The organism is Mycobacteriales bacterium (assembly GCA_035550055.1).
Taxonomy (GTDB): Bacteria; Actinomycetota; Actinomycetes; order JAFAQI01; family JAFAQI01; genus DASZTV01.
Map to the genome: position 1 here is coordinate 1 of DASZRO010000087.1, position 19073 is coordinate 19073.

The 19073-nt window shown below is 70.6% G+C and carries 20 protein-coding genes; 9 read left to right on the top strand and 11 right to left on the bottom strand.

From position 1 onward, the window contains the following. Positions 1 to 55: 55 nt before the first annotated feature. Both VG899_12900 and VG899_12905 read right to left on the bottom strand, forming a co-directional pair. Positions 56 to 538, bottom strand: a complete 483-nt coding sequence (locus VG899_12900; GenBank protein HWA67251.1) for a GNAT family N-acetyltransferase — start codon at positions 536 to 538, stop codon at positions 56 to 58. 10 nt (positions 539 to 548) lie between these two features. After that, complete coding sequence (locus VG899_12905; GenBank protein HWA67252.1) at positions 549 to 1475, bottom strand: DapH/DapD/GlmU-related protein; 927 nt, start codon at positions 1473 to 1475, stop codon at positions 549 to 551. Between the two features lie 66 nt (positions 1476 to 1541). Between VG899_12905 and dapE the strand changes: the two genes are divergently transcribed. The 3 genes from dapE (at position 1542) to VG899_12920 (ending at position 4838) form a co-directional block, all read left to right on the top strand. Beyond that, a complete protein-coding gene (gene dapE / locus VG899_12910; protein HWA67253.1) occupies positions 1542 to 2597 on the top strand; it encodes a succinyl-diaminopimelate desuccinylase in 1056 nt (351 codons plus the stop codon). A 70-nt stretch (positions 2598 to 2667) separates the two neighbouring features. Further along, on the top strand, positions 2668 to 3444 hold the full coding sequence (locus tag VG899_12915) for a TIGR00730 family Rossman fold protein (GenBank protein HWA67254.1): 777 nt from the start codon (positions 2668 to 2670) through the stop codon (positions 3442 to 3444). A gap of 5 nt (positions 3445 to 3449) precedes the next feature. Continuing rightward, positions 3450 to 4838, top strand: a complete 1389-nt coding sequence (locus VG899_12920) for a serine hydrolase (GenBank protein HWA67255.1) — start codon at positions 3450 to 3452, stop codon at positions 4836 to 4838. Between the two features lie 4 nt (positions 4839 to 4842). Here the strand turns inward: VG899_12920 and VG899_12925 are convergent, their stop codons facing one another. Next, positions 4843 to 6276, bottom strand: a complete 1434-nt coding sequence (locus VG899_12925; protein ID HWA67256.1) for an MFS transporter — start codon at positions 6274 to 6276, stop codon at positions 4843 to 4845. A 108-nt stretch (positions 6277 to 6384) separates the two neighbouring features. Between VG899_12925 and VG899_12930 the strand changes: the two genes are divergently transcribed. Genes VG899_12930 through VG899_12940 form a run of 3 tightly spaced genes read left to right on the top strand, consistent with a single transcriptional unit; the run spans position 6385 to position 9020 of the window. Further along, on the top strand, positions 6385 to 6864 hold the full coding sequence (locus VG899_12930; GenBank protein ID HWA67257.1) for a helix-turn-helix domain-containing protein: 480 nt from the start codon (positions 6385 to 6387) through the stop codon (positions 6862 to 6864). A gap of 28 nt (positions 6865 to 6892) precedes the next feature. Then, positions 6893 to 8317 carry a fatty acid--CoA ligase family protein gene (locus tag VG899_12935; GenBank protein HWA67258.1) on the top strand — a complete coding sequence of 475 codons (1425 nt, stop codon included), beginning with the start codon at positions 6893 to 6895 and terminating at the stop codon, positions 8315 to 8317. Positions 8318 to 8345: 28 nt separating this feature from the next. Continuing rightward, positions 8346 to 9020, top strand: coding sequence for a hypothetical protein (locus VG899_12940; GenBank protein HWA67259.1), 675 nt, complete (start codon positions 8346 to 8348; stop codon positions 9018 to 9020). On the opposite strand, the gene VG899_12945 is transcribed toward VG899_12940, so the two are convergent. Then, positions 9021 to 10331, bottom strand: a complete 1311-nt coding sequence (locus VG899_12945; protein HWA67260.1) for a cytochrome P450 — start codon at positions 10329 to 10331, stop codon at positions 9021 to 9023. Positions 10332 to 10442: 111 nt separating this feature from the next. Between VG899_12945 and VG899_12950 the strand changes: the two genes are divergently transcribed. Together VG899_12950 and VG899_12955 are read left to right on the top strand one after the other, a co-directional pair. Continuing rightward, positions 10443 to 10967, top strand: coding sequence for a DinB family protein (locus VG899_12950; GenBank protein ID HWA67261.1), 525 nt, complete (start codon positions 10443 to 10445; stop codon positions 10965 to 10967). A 68-nt stretch (positions 10968 to 11035) separates the two neighbouring features. After that, the gene (locus tag VG899_12955) at positions 11036 to 12175 is read left to right on the top strand and encodes an FAD-dependent oxidoreductase (protein ID HWA67262.1); all 1140 of its coding nucleotides are present in this window, start codon (positions 11036 to 11038) and stop codon (positions 12173 to 12175) included. Positions 12176 to 12179: 4 nt separating this feature from the next. On the opposite strand, the gene VG899_12960 is transcribed toward VG899_12955, so the two are convergent. The 7 genes from VG899_12960 to VG899_12990 all read right to left on the bottom strand — a co-directional run bounded on the left by VG899_12960 (position 12180) and on the right by VG899_12990 (position 18677). Then, positions 12180 to 13316, bottom strand: coding sequence for a C40 family peptidase (locus VG899_12960; GenBank protein HWA67263.1), 1137 nt, complete (start codon positions 13314 to 13316; stop codon positions 12180 to 12182). A gap of 101 nt (positions 13317 to 13417) precedes the next feature. After that, positions 13418 to 14866, bottom strand: coding sequence for an alkaline phosphatase family protein (locus tag VG899_12965; GenBank protein ID HWA67264.1), 1449 nt, complete (start codon positions 14864 to 14866; stop codon positions 13418 to 13420). Between the two features lie 87 nt (positions 14867 to 14953). Continuing rightward, on the bottom strand, positions 14954 to 15172 hold the full coding sequence (locus VG899_12970) for a hypothetical protein (protein HWA67265.1): 219 nt from the start codon (positions 15170 to 15172) through the stop codon (positions 14954 to 14956). Beyond that, positions 15157 to 15417, bottom strand: coding sequence for a WhiB family transcriptional regulator (locus VG899_12975; GenBank protein HWA67266.1), 261 nt, complete (start codon positions 15415 to 15417; stop codon positions 15157 to 15159). Before VG899_12975 ends, VG899_12970 begins: the two co-directional genes overlap by 16 nt. Before the next feature lie 122 nt (positions 15418 to 15539). Then, on the bottom strand, positions 15540 to 15716 hold the full coding sequence (locus VG899_12980) for a hypothetical protein (GenBank protein ID HWA67267.1): 177 nt from the start codon (positions 15714 to 15716) through the stop codon (positions 15540 to 15542). Positions 15717 to 15828: 112 nt separating this feature from the next. After that, the gene (locus VG899_12985) at positions 15829 to 16701 is read right to left on the bottom strand and encodes an acyl-CoA thioesterase II (protein HWA67268.1); all 873 of its coding nucleotides are present in this window, start codon (positions 16699 to 16701) and stop codon (positions 15829 to 15831) included. A 38-nt stretch (positions 16702 to 16739) separates the two neighbouring features. Further along, the gene (locus VG899_12990; GenBank protein HWA67269.1) at positions 16740 to 18677 is read right to left on the bottom strand and encodes an ATP-dependent DNA helicase UvrD2; all 1938 of its coding nucleotides are present in this window, start codon (positions 18675 to 18677) and stop codon (positions 16740 to 16742) included. 119 nt (positions 18678 to 18796) lie between these two features. Here VG899_12990 and VG899_12995 point away from each other — a divergent pair, with 119 nt between their 5' ends. Further along, a complete protein-coding gene (locus tag VG899_12995; GenBank protein HWA67270.1) occupies positions 18797 to 19042 on the top strand; it encodes a glutaredoxin domain-containing protein in 246 nt (81 codons plus the stop codon). The last annotated feature ends 31 nt before the right edge of the window (positions 19043 to 19073 follow it).

Consider the following 19073-nt stretch of genomic DNA (forward strand, 5'->3'; position numbering starts at 1 on the left):
CTGCAGCCGGCGAGGGCGGCGGCCACTAGCGAGCCCGCGAGCACGCCGGCCGCTCTCACCCGAGCTCTTTGCGGAACCAGTGGGTTGCTTCGGCGTTGTCGTTGTACGCCGGCACCTCCTGCCACCCGGCCGCCCGGTAGAGGGCAAGCGCCGACGTCAACGTCGCGTTCGTGTCGAGTACGCCGACCGAAGCGCCCAGCTCGACCGCAGCCGCCTCGAGCGCCTCCAGCAACGCCCACCCGGCACCGCGGCCGCGTAACGCGGGGCTGAGGTACATCCGCTTGACCTCCGCCGTCGACGGGTCGAGCAGGCGAACCGACCCGCAGCCGACCGCCGATCCGCGCTCGTCACGTACGACGAGGAACCGGCCGTTCGGCGCCACGAAGTCGGCCTCCGACACCGCGCCGCCGCGGCTGGCGTCGTACCCGAACGCCTTCTGGACCTCCGCGAGGTAGGCCGCGACCAGCTCCCTGGCCTCCTCCGAGCCGGCATCCGCGGGCTCGATCACCAACCCCTGGCGATCCTCCGGTGTGCTCACGGCGTCACGCCTACTGCGCGTGGAGCGCCGCGTTGAGACCACCCCACGAACCGGTCCGCGGCCTCGCCTCGAGGGCACCCGTGACGGTGTTGGTCCAGAACTGCATCCCGCTGATCCCGGCGAGCTCACGAGCGGCGACCACCTCGCCGTCGGGCAGCGTCACCTTCGATCCCGCGGTGACGTAGCAACCCGCGGCAACCACGCAGTCGTCGCCGAGCGGGATCCCGATGCCGGAGTTCGCTCCGAGCAGGCACCGCTCGCCGAGGGACACGACGATCTGGCCGCCGCCGGACAGCGTGCCCTGGATGGAGGCTCCGCCTCCGATGTCGGTGCCGTCGCCAACCACGACTCCCGCGGAGATCCGCCCCTCGACCATCGAGGTGCCGAGGGTGCCGGCATTGAAGTTCACGAACCCCTCGTGCATGACCGTCGTGCCCGGCGCGAGGTGAGCGCCGAGCCGGACCCGGTCCGCGTCGGCGATCCGCACCCCGCTCGGTACGACGTAGTCGGTCATCCGCGGGAACTTGTCGACGCCGTACACCTCCAGACGCACCCCCGCGCCGCGCGCCCGCGCCCGCACCGCGTCGACCTCGTCGGCACCGATCGGGCCGAGTGAGGTCCAGGCGACGTTGACGAGCAGTCCGAAGATGCCGTCGAGGTTGGCCTCATGCGGCCGGATCACCCGATGCGAGAGCAGCTGCAGCCGAAGATAGGCGTCGGCTGCATCCGCCGGCGGGTCGGCGAGCGAGGAGACCACGACCTCGACCGGCTCGACCTTGACCGAGCGGATCTCATCGACGCTCGGTCGCAGCGCCTCGCCCGGCTCCGCGGGCGTCGACCCGAGGACGGGCACGGGGAACCACGCCTCGAGCACCCGCCCGGACCCGTCGTAGGTCGCCAACCCCCGCCCGGACGCCGCATCCTCACGAAACCCCACGCCGCTCACCCTACGAGGTCACACAAAGCGGAAATACCGGCCGCCACCCGTAGCGTGTACGCCGTGATCGACCCGAATCTGTCCGGCGAGGCGCTCACTGCGTCCCTCGTCGACATCCCGTCGCCCTCCGGCGGCGAGACCAGGCTGGCCGACGAAGTCGAGTCGATCCTGCGCGGCGCGACGCACCTGCACGTCGAGCGCGACGGCGATGCCCTGATGGCCCGGACCGAGCTCGGCCGCTCGCAGCGCGTCGTCATCGCCGGTCACCTCGACACGGTGCCGGTGGCGGACAACCTGCCGAGCCGCCGCGACGGCGACAAGCTCTACGGCTGCGGTACGTCGGACATGAAGGCCGGCATCGCGGTGATGCTGCGGCTGGCCACCTCCGTCGAGCAGCCGCGCCACGACGTGACGTGGCTGTTCTACGACAACGAGGAGACCGACGCCGCCCACAACGGGCTCGGCCGGGTGTCGCAGAACAACCCGGACTGGCTCGCCGCCGACCTGGCGCTGCTCATGGAGCCGACGTCCAACCGGGTCGAGGCGGGCTGCCAGGGCACGCTGCGCGTCCTGGTCGTGGTCACCGGCCGCCGCGCCCACTCCGCGCGGTCGTGGCTGGGCGAGAACGCCATCCACGGCGCCGCCGAGGTGCTCGCCCGGCTGTCGGCGTACGAGCCGCGGCGAGTCGAGATCGACGGCTGCGAGTACCGCGAGGGGCTCAACGCGGTCCGCATCGAAGGCGGCGTGTCGGGCAACGTCGTGCCGGACCGCTGCACGATCGCGGTCAACTTCCGGTTCGCCCCCGACCGCAGCGAGGCTGACGCGCTCGCCCACGTGCAGGAGGTGCTCGCCCCGTTCGAGTGCGTATTGACCGACTCCGCGCCCGCCGCACCACCACGGCTCGGCGAACCCTCCGCTCGCGACTTCCTCGACGCGGTCGACGGCGAGCCGCAGGCGAAGCTGGGCTGGACCGACGTGGCCCGCTTCGCCGCGCTCGGCATCCCGGCGCTCAACTTCGGGCCGGGCGACCCGAACCTCGCCCACACCCGCGAGGAGTACGTCGAGGTCCCCCTCATCGCCGAGTGCGAACGGACGTTGCGCCGCTACCTCAGCGGCGAGTGACGGTCCGCCGCCGCGCGACGGGTCCTCGTCCACGTAAGGTCCGATCGTGACCTCAGTCGACCCAGAGCGCCTGCCCGACGCCCAGCCGGTGCTCGGCGGCGCCACCCCGGAGAAGCAACGCGGGCCGATCCGGCTGCGGCGGGGCCAGGTGCAGTCCACCACCACCGACCAGCGGCTGCTCGACACCCGCGGCCCGTCGGACTGGGTGCACACCGACCCGTGGCGGGTGCTGCGGATCCAGTCGGAGTTCGTCGAAGGATTCGGTCTGCTCGCCGAGGTGCCCCGCGCGGTGAGCGTGTTCGGCTCAGCTCGGACCAAGCCGGACTCCCCCGAGTACGCCGCAGGCGTGCAGCTCGGCGCCGCTCTCGCGCGCGCTGGCTGGGCGGTCATCACCGGTGGCGGTCCCGGCGTCATGGAGTCGGTGAACAAGGGCGCCAGTGACGCGGGCGGGGTCTCGATCGGGCTGGGCATCGAGCTGCCGTTCGAGCAGAGCCTCAACGAGTGGGTCGACGTCGGGGTCAACTTCCGCTACTTCTTCGTACGCAAGACGATGTTCGTCAAGTACGCCCAGGCGTTCGTCGTGCTGCCGGGCGGCTTCGGCACGATGGACGAGCTGTTCGAGGCGCTGACCCTCGTGCAGACCCGCAAGGTGACCTCGTTCCCGGTCATCCTCTACGGCTCGGCTTACTGGGGCGGGCTGCTCGACTGGCTGCGCTCGACGATGCTCGCCCACGGGATGATCAACGAGGCCGACCTCGACCTGATCCAGGTCAGCGACGACGTCGACGAGATCGTCGCCATCATCGACCAGAGCCAGGCGGGCCACCCGGACGTCCCGAAAGCCTGACCGGCGTGACCAGACGAGTCCTGGCGAGCGGGCTGCTCGTCGCCGCGCTGCTCGCCGGTGGCTCGGCAGCGACGAGCGCCGCGGGCGCCCGCGCCGGATCGCCGATGAAACACTGCGCGCTGCCGGCGGCCGGCCAGCAGGTGGGCAGCGCGACGCCGGCCCAGGAGGACCTGCGCGCCGCCGACGTCGCCGACGCGATCAACTACGCCGACACGCATCTGCGCGCGAGCGTTCAGATCTTCCGCAACAACTGCCGGGTCGCGGCGGGCCTGCTCGACTCGGTCACCGACAACGCGGCGTACGAGGTCTTCAGCTCGACGAAGAGCGTGATCTCGATCCTGACCGGCATCGCCTACGACCACAACGAGCTGAAGCTGTCCGACCACATCGGCAAGTACCTGCCGCACGGTCCCGGCTGGGGTGACACGGCACACCGCGCCATCACCATCCGGGACCTGTTGACCGAGACCGCCGGACTTCGTGAGTCGATCCTCACCGAGTTCGCCTCGACCGGCACCGACCCCGACGTCGCCCAGGAGGCGCTGGCTCAGCCGCTGGTGCACCGACCCGGAAGGTTCTTCGAGTACACCCAACGGGTGCCGGACCTGCTGGCGTACGTCGTCCAGCGCGCGGTCGGCGAAGACCTCCAGAAATACGCCCAGCAACACCTGTTCGGGCCGATCGGCATCCCGCTCGACAGCTACTTCTGGCTACGCGACCGGTCGGGCAACACCTACGGCTACGCGAACCTGTTCATCCCGCCGACGCAGTTCGCGAAGCTCGGCCTGCTCATGGTCGACGACGGCGCCTGGCGCGGTCATCGCGTGTTGTCCAAGCGCTACATCCGGATGCTGAGCACGCCCACCCCGACCAACCGCTGCTACGGCTTGCTGTTCTGGGTCAACGCCGGGCGCTGGTGCACCAGCGCCAACATCCCGAGCGCGCAGACGGTTCACCACCGGATGATCCCGGCCGCACCGCGCGACCTCTTCGCGATGGTCGGCGCCTTGCAGCAGAACAACTTCATCATCCCGTCCCTGCACATGACGGTGACCTGGACCGGCGCGTTCGGCGACACGACTCTGAACCTGCCCGGCGTCCTCAGCGCCTCGCCCGGCGGCTCCGACCTCTACGACAACTTCTTCCGGTTGCTGATGCGCGGCGTCACCGATCAGCACATCCGAGATCCCGGCCCGTACCGCTCACCCCCGCAGGACTACGACATCGACCCCGTCAACTTCATCAGCCCCGCCGTGCTCGCGACCGACCTCGTCACGAACCCGCAGTGCAACGTGCTGGTGTGTCACGGCACGTTCCCCGCCAAGGGATGGGGTGAGGACGGCCAGGAGATCGCCCGGTACGTCGGCGGTCTGCTAGAACCGAAGCTGTCGTAGTCCTTCAGCCTCGGCGGGGCGTCATCCCCAACGCGGTGATCGCAGCGAGCAGGTCGAGGCCCGCGATCGTCCACCAGGCGTGCTGGAAGCCGTGATGGAGCGCGCCATAGCCAACCGGTGAGCCGAGGACGGCGACGAACACGCTGACTCCGAGCACCAGTCCGATCTGCCGCGACATCGACACCACTGCCGAACCGGTCGCCGACCGCGCTGCCGGGAGGTCGGCGGTCGCCGCACTCATGATCGTCGGGAACGCGAAGCCGACTCCGGCTCCGCCGACCAACCAGCCGGGAAGCATGTCGGCGGCGTACGACGGGCTCGCCCCGACCGCCACCGAGACCATCAGCGTCCCGACGCCGAACAGCGCGCAGCCGAGCGCGGCGAGGCGCCCCGGCGCGACGCCGCGCGACGCCAGCCGCTGCGCCACCGCGGTGAACAGCGGCACCATCAGCGGACCGGGCGCGACGGCGAGGCCGGTGCGAATCGCCGAGTAGTGCCAACCCTCCTGCAGCCAGAGCACGATCGCGAGCAGCCCGGCACCGAAGGCGGCGTTGAACACGACCGCGGTGACGTTGGACCAGGCGAACGACGGCACTCGCAGCAGCGAGAGCTCGATCACCGGCAGGTCGTGGCTGCCGGAGCGGCGCCAGAAGATCGTGATCGCGGATGCCGCGACGACGAAGGCAGCGACGACCCCCGGCGAACCCCACCCCCAGTCCGGACCTTTCACCAGGCCCAGAGCAAACGAGCCGACGCCGACCACGATGAACACTGCACCCAGCAGGTCGGGGATGCGCTCGACCGACAGGTCGTGCGAGTCACTGAGGACGCGGTAGCCGGCGATGAGCGCTGCGACCCCGATCGGGATGTTCACCAGGAAGACCCAGCGCCAGTCGAGCTGCACCAGCAAGCCGCCCACGACCGGCCCGAACGCGGCGGCGAGGGCACCGATCGCCGCCCAGATCCGGACCGCCTTGACCTTGCGATCTGCGGGGGTGGCGGCGAGCAACAGGCCGAGGCTGGTGGGAGTCAGCGCGGCGGCGCCGACCGCCTGCAACCCGCGGAAGGCCACCAGCGACCACAGCCCGGGGCTGGCGGCGCACGCCGCACTCGCGGCGGTGAACAGACCGAGGCCGGCGAGGAAGCCGGTGCGACGACCGTAGCGATCGGCGAGGCGTCCGAGCGGCACCAGCAGGGCGGCGTACAGCACCGCGTAGCCGTTGAGAATCCAGCTGAGGTTGCCCAGCGACTGGCCGTCGAAGTCGCGGCCGATGTCGGCGAACGCGACGTTGACGATGAACAGGTCGAGGCTCGCCATGAACGACGCGGTCGACAACACGATCAGCACCGACCGGTAGCGCGTCGCTGCAGCGGTGACTGCAGCACCGCTCGCCGGCGCTGTCGTGCCGGTGGCGGCAGCAATCGATGTCGTCGACATGTGACCCTCGCAAAAGGTGATGGCAGGTGGGTTTGGATTTCCAACCGAATGGTGGGCACGCTAGCCGACCGAGTTTGATTTGCCAACCCTCTGTGCGACAATCCCTTAGTGAGCCGCACCGCAACCGCCCGCTCGGGATCCGACCACCCAGGAATCGAGGCATCCCCGCGCCGAGAGTGTTCGGTGGCCGCCGCGCTCGACGTGATCGGCGAGAAGTGGTCCTTGCTGGTTGTCCGTGAGCTGCTGTTCGGCGTCGACACGTTCAACGAGATCGCCGCCCGGACCGGCGCGCCTCGCGACATCCTGACCGCGCGCCTGCGCCGGTTGGAAGAGCTCGGCGTGATCGAGCGCCACGCCTACTCCGAGCGGCCGCTGCGCCACCGGTACGCACTCACCGCCAAAGGCCGGGACCTGCGGCCGGTGATGATGACGCTGAAGCACTGGGGTGACACCCACGTGATGGGCACGGTCATGCCGCCGGTGTACGAGCACAGCTGCGGCGCGGTGTTCGAACCGCAAATCGAGTGCGCCGCCTGCGAGCAGACCGTTCAGCCCCGATCGCTGACCAGGACCGACGTCCACCCCTAGCGAGCGCCGCGCGTGATAGATCACATAGGTGGCGCTCGACCTTCGTACCGTCGCTGACGACCTGCTGCTGCGCGACCCGGATCGTGCGGCGATCGTCGATCCCGACCTCACCTGGACCTATGCCGAGCTCGCGGCCGCCGTTCGGCACGCGGCAGCGCGGCTGCGCGCGGCGGGCGTCGAGGTCGGCGGCTTGGTCTACGTCATTGCCAACCCGGGACGGCTGGCGTTGGCCGCGACCTACGCCGCGATGCGTCTGGGCGCGACCCCGGCGCTGCTGAACCCTCGGCTGACCGCCGCGGAGGTCGCCGAGCTGGTCGGGCTGGCCGGCGCTGGAGCAGCGGCGGTCGTCCAGTCCGGCTACACCGACCGCGTCACCGGCCTCGACCTGCCGCTGGTGACCGAGGAACTGCTCGACCCGTTCACCGGCGACGACTCGCCGGCGACGGCGCAGGGAAAGAACGGGTTGCTGCTGTTCACCAGCGGTACGACGGGTCTGCCGAAACCGGTGCCGGTCCCGGCCGCGACGCTGACCGCGCGGCTCGCGGCGTACGTCGACCCGCCCGCTGCGCAGGTCCGGCTGCTCTGCGTGCCCACCCATCACGTCGGCGGGCTGATCGGAGCGATGGTGTGCCTGAGCGGCGGGCACACCGTCGTCGTCCAGCCACGCTTCGACGCCGGCGAATGGTTGCGGCTCGTCGAGACCCACCGGGTCGAGCTGACGTTCATGGTGCCGACCATGCTGGCGCGGGTCGCCGACCACCCCGACTTCCCGACCGCGGACCTGTCGAGCCTGCGGATGGTGACCTTCGGCGCCAGCCCGATGCCCGCCGACCTGCTGCGCCGGCTGACCGAGGCGATGCCACAGACCGGCTTCGTCAACACCTTCGGTCAGACCGAGACCCTCGGCGGGATCACCGCCAGCACCCCGGAGGACAGCCGCCATCCCGTGCATCGCGAGTCGGTGGGACGTCTCGTCCCCGGCGTGGTGGTGAAGGTGGTCGATCCGGCGACCGACCGCGAGGTTCCGGCCGGGGAGGTCGGGGAGCTGCTCGTGCAGTCGGACCAGAACGTCGAGGACGGCTGGCTGCGCACCGGAGACCTGGTACGCCTCGACGCCGACGGCTACCTCTACCCGCACGGCCGGCTCGCCGACACGATCAACCGCGGCGGGGAGAAGTTCGGACCGGCCGAGGTCGAGGCCGCGATCCGCTCGCACCCGGCGGTCGTCGACGCTGCGGTCGCCGGCGTACCCGACCCGGAGATGAACGAAAGGGTCGGCGCGATCGTGGTGACAGGTGAGCCGCTCGACACAGGCGCCCTCCAGCAGTGGTGCGCTGAGCGGATCGCTAAGTACAAGACGCCGGAGCTCGTCGTGTTCGCTGACGAAGTGCCGTTGACCGACATGGGCAAGGTCGACCGCTTGGCGGTCGTCCGCATCGTGACTGGGGGCTGAGGTGCTGTACGTCCACGAGGTGCACGAGGTGAGGGGACGGTCGGAGGAGGAGTTCGAGGCGAAGCTCCGCGACGAGTGGATGCCCATGCTCGCGACGGGCGACGACGCGCGGCTGCTCTGGTACCTGCACTGGATCCACGGGACCGGCCCGGCGTACCACGTCGTCACCGTCACCGCAGTGCGCGACGGCGCCGCATGGCAGCGACTGGCCCAGCGACTGCAGACCGGTGACCTGCGCGACTGGCAGACCGACCTCGACGCGATGCGCCACGGCGTGTCCTCGACCATCATGCTGCCGGTGCCGTGGTCCCCGTTGCAGGACGTCGACTTCGCCACGGTCCCCACGACGCCACAGGACCACGACCCGGTCGTGTACATGGAGGACACCGGCTGGCCGCACGCCTCGCTGGTCGACTACACCAGCTTCTGGGGCACCGGTTACTACGAGCCGATGGAGAAGCGCCCGAAGGACTCGCGCCTGCTCGACATCGAGCTGTGCTTCCAGCCGGCGTACGGCGCCGGCCGGCGCAAGGAGGCGGTCCTCTGGCAGCGCGTCCTCGACAACAACCTGCTGCTCAACCTGCTCACCAAGGACACGCCTGCCGAGCTCAAGCAGCCGGGGATGTTCATGCACGAGGCCCTGAACTACCGCGACACCTGGCGCAGCCGGCTGCTGCGTACCTCCCGCTGGTCTCCCCGCTGATCACGCGTTGAGGTCGACCAGCAGCGACTCGTAGCCGCGCAGCGCCTGAAGGTCGCGCCGGCGACCTGAGCCGGGCACGACCTGCAGATCCGGGAATCGTTCGAAGAGCAGTCGCAGACCGACCCGGCCTTCCATGCGGGCCAGGTTCGCGCCGAGGCAGTAGTGCACGCCGGCGCTGAGCGCGAGATGGTCGCGCGCGTTCGGCCGCTCGAGGTCGAACTCCGCCGGGTTGTCGAAGACGGCCGGGTCGCGGTTCGCGCCGCCCAGGAAGCACAACAAGGTCGTGCCGCGCGAGATCGGATACCCGTCGACCTCGGTGTCGATGATCGCGACCCGGCCGGTGATCTGCACCGGGCTCTCCAGCCGCAGCAGCTCGTCGGGCACCTGCTCCCACAGCGCCGGGTCGGCCGCGAGCCGCTGACGTGACTTCGCCGACGCGGCCAGGACCGCGACCCCGCTGCCGAGCAGGTTCACCGTCGTCTCGAAGCCCGCGCCGAGCAGCAGCAGCGCCGTCGCACGAAGCTCCAGGTCGGTGAGCCGGTCCTCGGGTTCGGCATTGACGAGCTGGCTGAGGATGTCCTCGCCAGGCTTGCGCCGCAGGTTCTCGAAGTGCTGGTTGAACCACCCGTTCATTGCCCGCAGTGCACGGTTGATCGCGGTGTAGTCGCGGTGCGTGACGCCGAAGTCGAGGACCGGCGCGGCAGCATGACCCCACGCCAGGAACTGGTCGCGCATGTCGGCGGGTACGCCGAGGATCTCGGCGATCACCGCGACCGGCAGCAGGTTGGCGTAGTCCGCGACGACGTCGACGCGGTCACGTCCCTGCAGCCCGTCGAGCAGCTCGACCGCGCGCTCCTCGACCCGGTCGGCGACCTGCTGCAGCGCACGCGGGGTGAACGGTTTCGACACCATCCGGCGGTAGCGGGTGTGAGTGGGCGGGTCGACCGCCAGCAACGACGGCGCGTCGATGACGCTGGCCAGCTCCGGGTCGGCCGCGCTGAACAGCCACTGGACGAGCCTCGGCGTACCACTCGCGTCGTTGAGCGCGACGCTGAACGCGTTGCTGTCCCGCAGCGCACCCGACACGATGCCGTAGTCAGCGGTCGCGTTGACCAGTGGCGCCTTGATCACCCGGCCACCGCGGCGGATCTCGTCGAGCAGCGGATACGGATCCTCGCGCGCCCCGGGCTCGAACAGCAGCCTGCTGACCGGGTCGCCGCGACGCGCCTGGATCTTGAGCACGGTCCGAGCGAGCCGGTGCAGCGCGAACCACCGCACCTGCTCCCGCGCCGCCACACCCACCCGGCTCACACCCAGAGCCTAAGCACCCCTGCGTCGAGCCCAACGTTGTTGGTCTTTCACTACCCGTTGAAAGACCAAAAAGGTTGGGCTCGGCGCAGGGGGGTGTGGTTGCGTGGCGCGGTGTCGATAGCTCCGGATGGCAAGGACTGGACCTGGGTGCTCCGCGAGCGGTGCCCGGAGTGCGGCTTCGAGTCGTGGGCCTTCCCGCGCGAGGAGATCGCGGCCATGGTCCGGGCGAACGCCGCGCGATGGCGCGACGTACTCGCCCGTCCCGGCGTACGTGCCCGCCCCGACCCCTCGACCTGGTCACCGCTCGAGTACGCCTGCCACGTCCGCGACGTCTATCGCAAGTACGACGAGCGCGTGCACCTCATGCTCGACAGCGACGATCCGCTGTTCGCGAACTGGGACCAGGACGTCACGGCGATCGAGGACCGCTACGACGAGCAGGACCCCGCCGCCGTCGCGGCAGCCCTGACCGAGGCGGGCGACGCGGTGGCGAGCACTTTCGACGGCGTCGTGGGCGGCGACTGGGATCGCCCGGGCCGACGCAGCGACGGGGCGAGCTTCACCGTCGAGTCGCTGGCCCGCTACTTCGCCCACGACTGGGTTCATCACATCTGGGACGTCAACCGCGCCACGTGAAGGCGCCCGGCCCGCGACATTGCGTCATGATCGTTTCGATCGGCATCCGCGGGTGAGGAGGCTTCGGGATGAGCAAGCTCACCGTGCTCGTGCTGGGCGCCGGATTCGGCGGGCTCGAAGTCGCCGCTCGACTCTCGGAGGCGGCGCCCGGCGAGGTCGACGTGACCCTCATCGACCGCAACGACTCGTTCGTCTTCGGTTACTCGAAGCTCGACGTGATGTTCGGCGTCACGTCGCAGACCTGGCGGACGCGCTATCGCGACCTGGCCCGTCCGTCGGTGACCTTTCGGCAGGAGACGGTCACGGCGATCGAACCCCGCACCAGGACGGTCACGACCGAGACCGGCAGCTACACCGCCGACGCGCTGGTGGTGGCACTCGGAGCAGACCTCGACGTCGCCGCCACCCCCGGGCTGACCGATCGCGACGAGTTCTACTCCGTCGCCGGCGCGGAACGCTTCGCCGCCCGGATCAGCGCCTTCGAGCGGGGCCATGCGGTGATCGCGGTCGCCGGTACGCCGTACAAGTGCCCGCCGGCGCCGTGCGAGGCCGCGCTGATGCTCGACCACACGCTGCGGCTACGCGGCCGTCGCGACGACACCCGGATCACCGTCGTCAGCCCGCTGCCCAAGCCGGTGCCGCCGTCCGAGGCCACCTCCGAGGCGCTGCTGGACGCCTTCACCGAACGCGGCATCACCTTCCGCCCCTCGACCCGGATGACCGAGGTCGTCGGCGATCGTGGCCTGATCCGGCTGGATGACGGCGACACCATCTCCTACGACCTGCTGCTCGCCGTACCTCGGCACCGGGCTCCTACCGCGGTGGCCGGCCTGCCGGCAGGGACGGACGGCTGGGTGCACGTCGATCCCTACACCTTGCAGACCGGCATCCCCGACGTGTGGGCGATCGGCGACTGCGCGGACGCGCCGGTCCCGCGGGCGGGCGTCTACGCCGAGCGCGCTGCCGGCGTGGTCGCCGAGCAGATCCTCGCCAAGCTCGACGGCCGCGACGTCGCGCCGTACGACGGCTACGGCTCTTGCTACATCGACTTCGGCGGCGGCCGGGTGGCCCGGGTCGAGGTCACCTTCATGACCGACGAAGGAGTCCAAGGCGGCCCGTTCGCCGAACCCTCGCTGGCGATCGGCCGGGAGAAGGAAAGCGCCGGACCGGCCCGGATCGCGCGCTGGTTCGGACCGGCGGCGGGCTGACCACTCAGCGCAGCGGGCGGCTGGCCCCCCAGTACTCCCGGTTGAGATAGGAGCCGCGCAGCCGCATCACGTCGACCCGAGCGCCGGTGTACGGCGACTGGATCACCCGGCCGTCCCCGGCGTAGATCGCGACGTGATGGATGCCGGACCGCTTCCGGTTGTAGGAGAAGTAGACGAGATCGCCGGGTCGCAGCGCACGTCGCGGCACGGATCTGCCCACCAGTGACTGGTCGGCGGCGTCGCGCGGCAGCCGGATTCCGAGCATCGAGTACACGGTGGACGCCAGACCGGAGCAGTCGAAGCCCCATGAGGTCATGCCGGCCCACAGGTAAGGCAACCCGAGGAAGCGCCGCGCCTGGGCGACGACCTGCCGGCCGGACGGGCGCAGCGCGGCTGTGTCGGGGGCGTGGATGCTGACCGCCGAACGAGGCAGACTGCCGGCTCGCAGCGGACCTGCGGCGGCAACGACCACGCGGCTGCCTGAGACCTGGATGACCGGAAGGGTCGTCGCGTAGCTCAGCGCCACGGTGCGCAGATGCCCGCCGGCCGTGCCGCGCAGCTGCGCCCGCCGGGCGGTGACGGTCGCCTCGCGGCGCCACGCCCCCCAGTCGGCCGGTTCCGCCGCGAGCTGCCGGCTGGCGATCCAGCCGACGATGCCGGTGGGGTAGCGACCGCCCGTCTGGTCGGGGATCCGGATCCGGCTGAGTGTCCCGCGTCGGGCGAGTACGACGACCTGCTCGCCGTACCTCACCTGGGTCGCCAGGCGCTGGTAGAGGTGGCTGCGCTGGAAGAAGCTCATGCCGTGCAGCCAGTCGAGCAGGTGCGCGGGCGATTGCATCGCCGGCCGGTCGACCGGCTTCACCCGATGCGGGCCGGCCCACACCTCCGCGGCAGACACGGCGACGATTGCATTCCGAGCCGGCCGCGGTGCGGCGGCGGCGCCCGACGCGGTGGCGGCGGAGTCGAGCAGCTCGGTCAGCGCCCGAGTACCGATGGAGGCAGCGCTGGCCGCCGCGACGGACGGGCCCGCGCCGGGAAGGGTGACGGCGGCGAGCAGACCCCCGGCGACCGCAAGACCGGCTACGGCGAGCAGCGCTCGCGGCCGGGCGTCGGAGCAGGGAATGAATCGGGGTGGACGCAAGGTCGTCGGCCTCCATGTGTCGTGCTGGGCGGCACGGATGGCGCAGGACCCCTAGGCATCGACACGTTCCGGCAGACCCTGAAGGCGTCAGGGTCCGGCAGTCACTCCCCGAGGTAAAGGAAGCCGTAGGCCTCGTCGCGGAACGGGATCCCGGCCTCGGTGAGCGCGGCGTCCCAGTCGCCTCGGCAGTCGGGATCGGCGCCCTCGGAACCGTGGTCTGACGTCAGAAGGAACGTCGTGGCCTCGTACATCCCCATCCGGTCGAGATGGTCGAGGAAGACGCCGAGCCGGGCATCGGCGTCGCGCATCGCCGCATGCGCGACCGCCGAGTGCGGGCCGCCCTCGTGATGCCCGGTGTCGGTGAGCAGGACGTTCCACCAGGTCAGCTGCGGCGCCTCCGACGGCGACGGCCACAGGTCCAGCAGCTGCGTCAGCCCAACCGCGTCGACCGACGACGACCACGCGTAGCCCTTGATGCCCACGAAGTCCTCCGTCGTGTGCGGGTCGGTCGTGGGATCGGGCAGCAGCGAGTCCATGTCCGAGGCGCCGCCGGAGGAGCCGGACTCCCGGATCAGCCGGAACGTCGAGTACGTCGCTCCCGAGTCGGCCGGCTCGTTGATGCACGCCGTCGGCCCCGGCACCCGGTCGAAGGCGGTGCGTACGCCGGGGGCGAGCCACTCCGACCAGCGGTGCCAGGTACGCGCATCGTTCGTCAGCCGCTGCACCGCCTCGCTGCGGTCGTAGTAGGCGTTGTTGACGATGCCGTGCCGACCCGGGCCGACGCCGGTGAGCGCACACGTGTGGTTGACCAGCGTCACGCTCGGGAACTCCGCGATCGCGCCACCGGCGAACGCGCAGCCCCGTTCCAGCAGCCGGGCGACGGCGGGCAGCTCCCCCGCCGCGGCCAACGCGTACAACGAGTTCGAGTTGCAGCCGTCCCACAGCAGCCCGACCACGGGGCCGGGGTGCGGGACGAGGACGTCGACGAGCGCCTGCCCGTCCATGTCGCCCAGCTCGGCGAGCGGCACTCCGGCCAACCAGGCAAGCGTCGGCGCGACGTCGGGCACCCGCGCCGCCAGCGGGAGCACGCCCCGTGCGGTCACCGCGGGACCCGACAGGATCAGCGGCGCTCGGGACTGCACCACGTTGAGCGACCCGTGCTCGCCGCGGTGCCCACCCCGCTCGGGCCAGAAGTGACGGCCGGTGTGGACCACGGCGATGTCCGGAGCCGCCGGCGCGCTGAACAGTGACGCCAGCCGCTCGCCCGCCCAGGGGTAGGAGTTGCGGTCGTTGGCCGGGGACGGGTCGGCGAGCTCGTCGACCAACGTGGCGAACGCGAGCGGGTCCTGCGAGGCGATCGGGTTGCGGCCGTGGAGCACCTCAGCGGCTGAGTCCGGCTCGCGGCGCGAGAGGCGAGCGGCGCCGGTCGCGTTGGCCACCACGATGGAGTCGCCATCGGCGTACCCGATGAGGTCGACGACGGCTGACAGCGAGCTGTCGCAGAGCACGTCGACCGCGGCGTCGCGGAGCACCGCCGCGGAATCCGTCACTCGCCCAGTAAAACGGAAGAGCGGATGTGCCATGCGCCCGCTATGGGCTCGGATGGCACATCCGCTCTTGGGGCAGGTTCCGTGGACCTACCCGACCGAGAGCATCTGTACGGCGCGACGGGCCGACTCGGCCCGGCGCTGGCGGCGCTTGAGCACCGCCAGCCGTCGTACCAGCTCCCGATGCCGACGCTGCTCGTTCTCCCGCGACTGGTCGCGGGCTACCGACTCGTACAGCAAGGGGTGAAACATCGTGGAACTCCTTCGAAGCCGGGTGGCGGCGTAGGAGCCGTTCATGCGGCGACCCACACCTCGTCCTTGCGGGGGCGTCCCCGCGGTCGCTTGCGCGCCACGATCGCGCCCTGGACGACCAGCTGGCCGCCCCACACGCCCCATGGCTCGCGTCGCTCGAGCGCCTCGCTCAGGCAGGACAGCCGAAGCGGGCAGTCCAGACAGAGCGCCTTCGCGCGCTCGACGTCAGCCGGTGACTCGGCGAAGAAGAGATCCGGGTCAACCAGGTGACATGGCAGTGCGCATTCGGTGGTCTGCGCCATCTCCTGCCCACCTCCTCCATCTCGTTGTGCCGTTTCGGACAAATCGCGGTGTTTTCGGCAAAACAAAAGCCGCGGACCCTTTCGGGTGCCGCGGCTCCTGAACGCCGGTCTGTCGAACTCCGTCAGACCGGATCCCAGAAGCCTGGGGCACCTGCTGCGCCCTTGTTTCGCTTCGACCACATGGCTGCGGCCGCGAGCGTCGTCGTGCCAAGCGCGCACGTCGATGCCGGCGATACCCACGAAGCCACCTGAACCGGGGCAGCATGGAGGGCCGACATCGCGATCACGTTGCTGATCATCGTGGCCACCTCCTCCGGTTCCGGGCGCGGCCTTCGGCCGACGCCAACTGAACGCACCATACGGGTCGGTCCAGACCGGTGCAAAGCATTTATTGCGGACTTGATCAGAAAGTTATTTCTTCTCGCCGACGACGCGCAGCAGACCTTCCTGGACCATCGACACGACGTGGCGGCCGTCCCGCGTGAACAGCCGGCCGATTCCCAGCCCGCGCCCTCCGGACAAGCTCGGCGAGGACTGGTCGTAGAGCAGCCAGTCGTCGGCGCGAAACGGGCGGTGGAACCACATCGCGTGGTCCAGGCTGGCGACCATGATCTCGCGGTCGTCGTCCCAGGTCATCCCGCCGGCGAGCAGCGCCGAGTCCAGCAACGTGAGGTCGCTGGCGTAGGTGACCGCACAGACATGGATCAGCGGGTCGTCCGGCATCTCGCCGCTGGCCTTCAGCCACACCTGCTGGGTGTGGCGGTTCGCGGTGTCGCCTTCGGGCAGCCACGGCGGGTCGCTGACCCACCGGAGGTCGACCGGCCGCGGCCGGTCCCAGTTCGGCATCGGCGGGAAGCCCTGAGCGATGCGGCGCTCGGAGATCGTCGGGACCGTCTCGGGGTCAGGCGCCGCGGGCATCGGGAGGTAGGTGTCGACGCCGGGTTCTTCCACCTGGAACGACGCCGACAGGTGAAAGATCGGCTTGCCGTGCTGGACGGCGACCACCCGTCGCGTGGTGAACGAGCGGCCGTCCCGGATCCGGTCGACCTGGTAGATGATCGGGATCGTCGGGTCGCCGGGGCGCAGGAAGTAGGCGTGCAGCGAGTGCACGTGGCGATCGTCGGGAACCGTCCGGCCCGCGGCGACGAGCGCCTGTCCGGCCACCTGGCCGCCGAAGACCCGCTGCACGGTCTCGTCGGGGCTCAGCCCCCGGAAGATGTTCACCTCGAGCTGCTCGAGATCGAGAATGGTCAGCAGCGCAGGAAGCGGCGCGGCCTCGGTCACACCGGCGAACTTAGCGCGAGAGCGGAGGTGCCATCCGCTCAGGTGCGGAGTGCGGCGAGGACCTCGTCGCCGTACAGCTCCAGCTTCTTCGGACCGACACCCGGTACGGCGGCGAGCTCGTCGCGATCACCCGGCACCCGCTGCGCGATCGCGAGCAGCGTCTTGTTGTCGAAGACGATGAAGGCCGGGACCCCGTCGTCCTGGGCCCGCCGAAGCCGCCACTCGCGCAGCCGCGCGAACACCGGGTCGTCGGGCAGCACCGCCTTCGGCGAACGGGCCCGCTCGTCCGGCGCCGATGGCGGGCGGACCGCGTCGAGAAACCGGGAGGGCTTGCGCGAACGTCGGCCACCCGGCGCGCGGGCCAGCGCCCAGGAGAGGTTCAGGTGCCGTCGGGCACGGGTGACCCCGACGTAGAGCAGCCGGCGCTCCTCCGCGATCTGCTCGGCCGTCGACGCGTGGATGATCGGCAGTGTGCCGTCGACCAGGCCGACCAGGAACACCGCGTCCCACTCCAGGCCCTTCGCGGCATGCAGCGAGGCAAGGGTCACCCCGTCCACCGGCGGCGCGTGCTGCGCGTCCTGTCGCGCGACCAGCTCGCCCACGAAAGCCGACAGGTCTGCGGCAGGGTCCGCGGCGGCGAGCTCTTCGGCCAGGCCGACGATCGCGCGAAGCGACTCCCACGCGTCGCGCGCGGCACCCGCCCCGCTCGGCGGCGTGTCGCGATACCCCATCGCGGTGAGCACGTCGGCCACGATCGACGGCAGCGACTCACCCGACGTCTGCGACTCCGGCCGCGCGGCTCCCCGCAGCCGGGTCATCGCCTCGCGTACTTCCCGCCGCTCGAAGAACCGCTGCCCGCCGCGGACGACGTACGGGATGCCTGCGTCGGCGAGCGCCGCCTCGTAGACCTCCGACTGCGCGTTCACCCGAAACAGCACCGCTTGCTCGCGCAGCGGCACCCCGGCCTCGCGCAGCGCGGCGATCCGGGAGGCAACGGCGGCCGCTTCGGCAGGCTCGTCGTCGTAGGAGGCAAAAGCCGGCTCCGGGCCGTCGCCGGCCTGAGCCCGCAGCCGCGACTCCGGCTCGATCCGGTTGGCCAGCGTGACGACCTGGTTGGTCGAGCGGTAGTCGCGAACCAGCCGCACCACGCTCGCCGCGGGAAAGCGCCGCCCGAACTCGCGCAGGTAGTGCGGTGAGGCGCCCGTGAAGGAGTAGATCGTCTGGTTGGGATCACCGACGACGCAGAGGTCGTCGCGGTCGCCCAGCCACGCGTCGAGCAGCCGCTGCTGCAACGGGTTGACGTCCTGGTACTCGTCGACGGTGAAGTGCCGGTAGCGCTCGCGGACCTCGTCGGAGATCGATCTGCTGTTCTCGATCGCGGCGGCCATCAGCAGCAGCAGGTCCTCGAAGTCGATCTGGTCGCGGTCAGCGTTGACCTTCTCGTACGCCGCGAACACCCGCTGCACGTCCTCGAAGGGGAACGGCGGCTCGCGGTGAGCCGCCCGGGCGCGGACTGCGTAGTCGGCCGGCTCCACCAGCGCCGCCTTCGCCCACTCGACCTCGCTCGCCAGGTCACGCTGTCCCGCCACGGGGACGGCGAGCTTGCATGCCGCCGCAGCTGCCCGAATCGACGGCAGCTTGCTCTCGATCAGCGTCGGACGCGCCCCCGACGAGATCCGCGGCCAGAAGTAGGTGAGCTGGCGCAGCGCGGCCGAGTGGAAGGTGCGCGCCTGTACGCCGTCGGCACCGAGCCCGCGCAGCCGCGACCGCAGCTCCCCCGCGGCGCGGGTCGTGAACGTCACGGCGAGCACATGACTGGGCGCGATCTGCCCGTCGATCACCTGGTAGGCGATCCGGTGCGTGACCGCGCGAGTCTTGCCCGTGCCGGCACCGGCGAGGATGCAGACCGGTCCGCGCGGCGCCGTCACCGCCTGCCGCTGCTCCTCGTCGAGGCCGCTGAGCACCCGATCCAGCACATCCGCGGCCACCAGCTAATCCAACCAGCAGCCACGGACAGCGAGCCGGGGCCGACGGGAAGGATTCATCGCGTGCGCGCGTTCCAGCCAGTGCCACCGATCGAGACTGGGAGCATGTGATGAGCGGCCGGCTGACGATGTACACCACGAGCTGGTGCGGCTACTGCGTGCGCCTCAAGAAGGGGCTCGAGCGCGAAGGCATCGACTTCGACGAGGTCAACATCGAGACCGACCCCGAAGCTGAGGCGTTCGTCGTCGCGGCCAACAACGGCAACGCGACAGTGCCGACGCTGAAGCTCCCGAACGGTGAGGTCATGACGAACCCGCCACTCCCCACGCTGCTCGCCGCCCTCGGCGCCGGCTGAGCCGTCGGCGCGGGACGCGCCTGTTAGGTTG

What these genes read in the sequence shown, in the direction of transcription:
- VG899_12925 (HWA67256.1), bottom strand. Translation starts at nt 6,276, where the DNA reads ATGTCGACGACATCGATTGCTGCCGCCACCGGCACGACAGCGCCGGCG.
- VG899_12955 (HWA67262.1), top strand. Translation starts at nt 11,036, where the DNA reads ATGAGCAAGCTCACCGTGCTCGTGCTGGGCGCCGGATTCGGCGGGCTC.
- VG899_12975 (HWA67266.1), bottom strand. Translation starts at nt 15,417, where the DNA reads ATGGCGCAGACCACCGAATGCGCACTGCCATGTCACCTGGTTGACCCG.
- VG899_12980 (HWA67267.1), bottom strand. Translation starts at nt 15,716, where the DNA reads ATGATCAGCAACGTGATCGCGATGTCGGCCCTCCATGCTGCCCCGGTT.
- VG899_12995 (HWA67270.1), top strand. Translation starts at nt 18,797, where the DNA reads ATGAGCGGCCGGCTGACGATGTACACCACGAGCTGGTGCGGCTACTGC.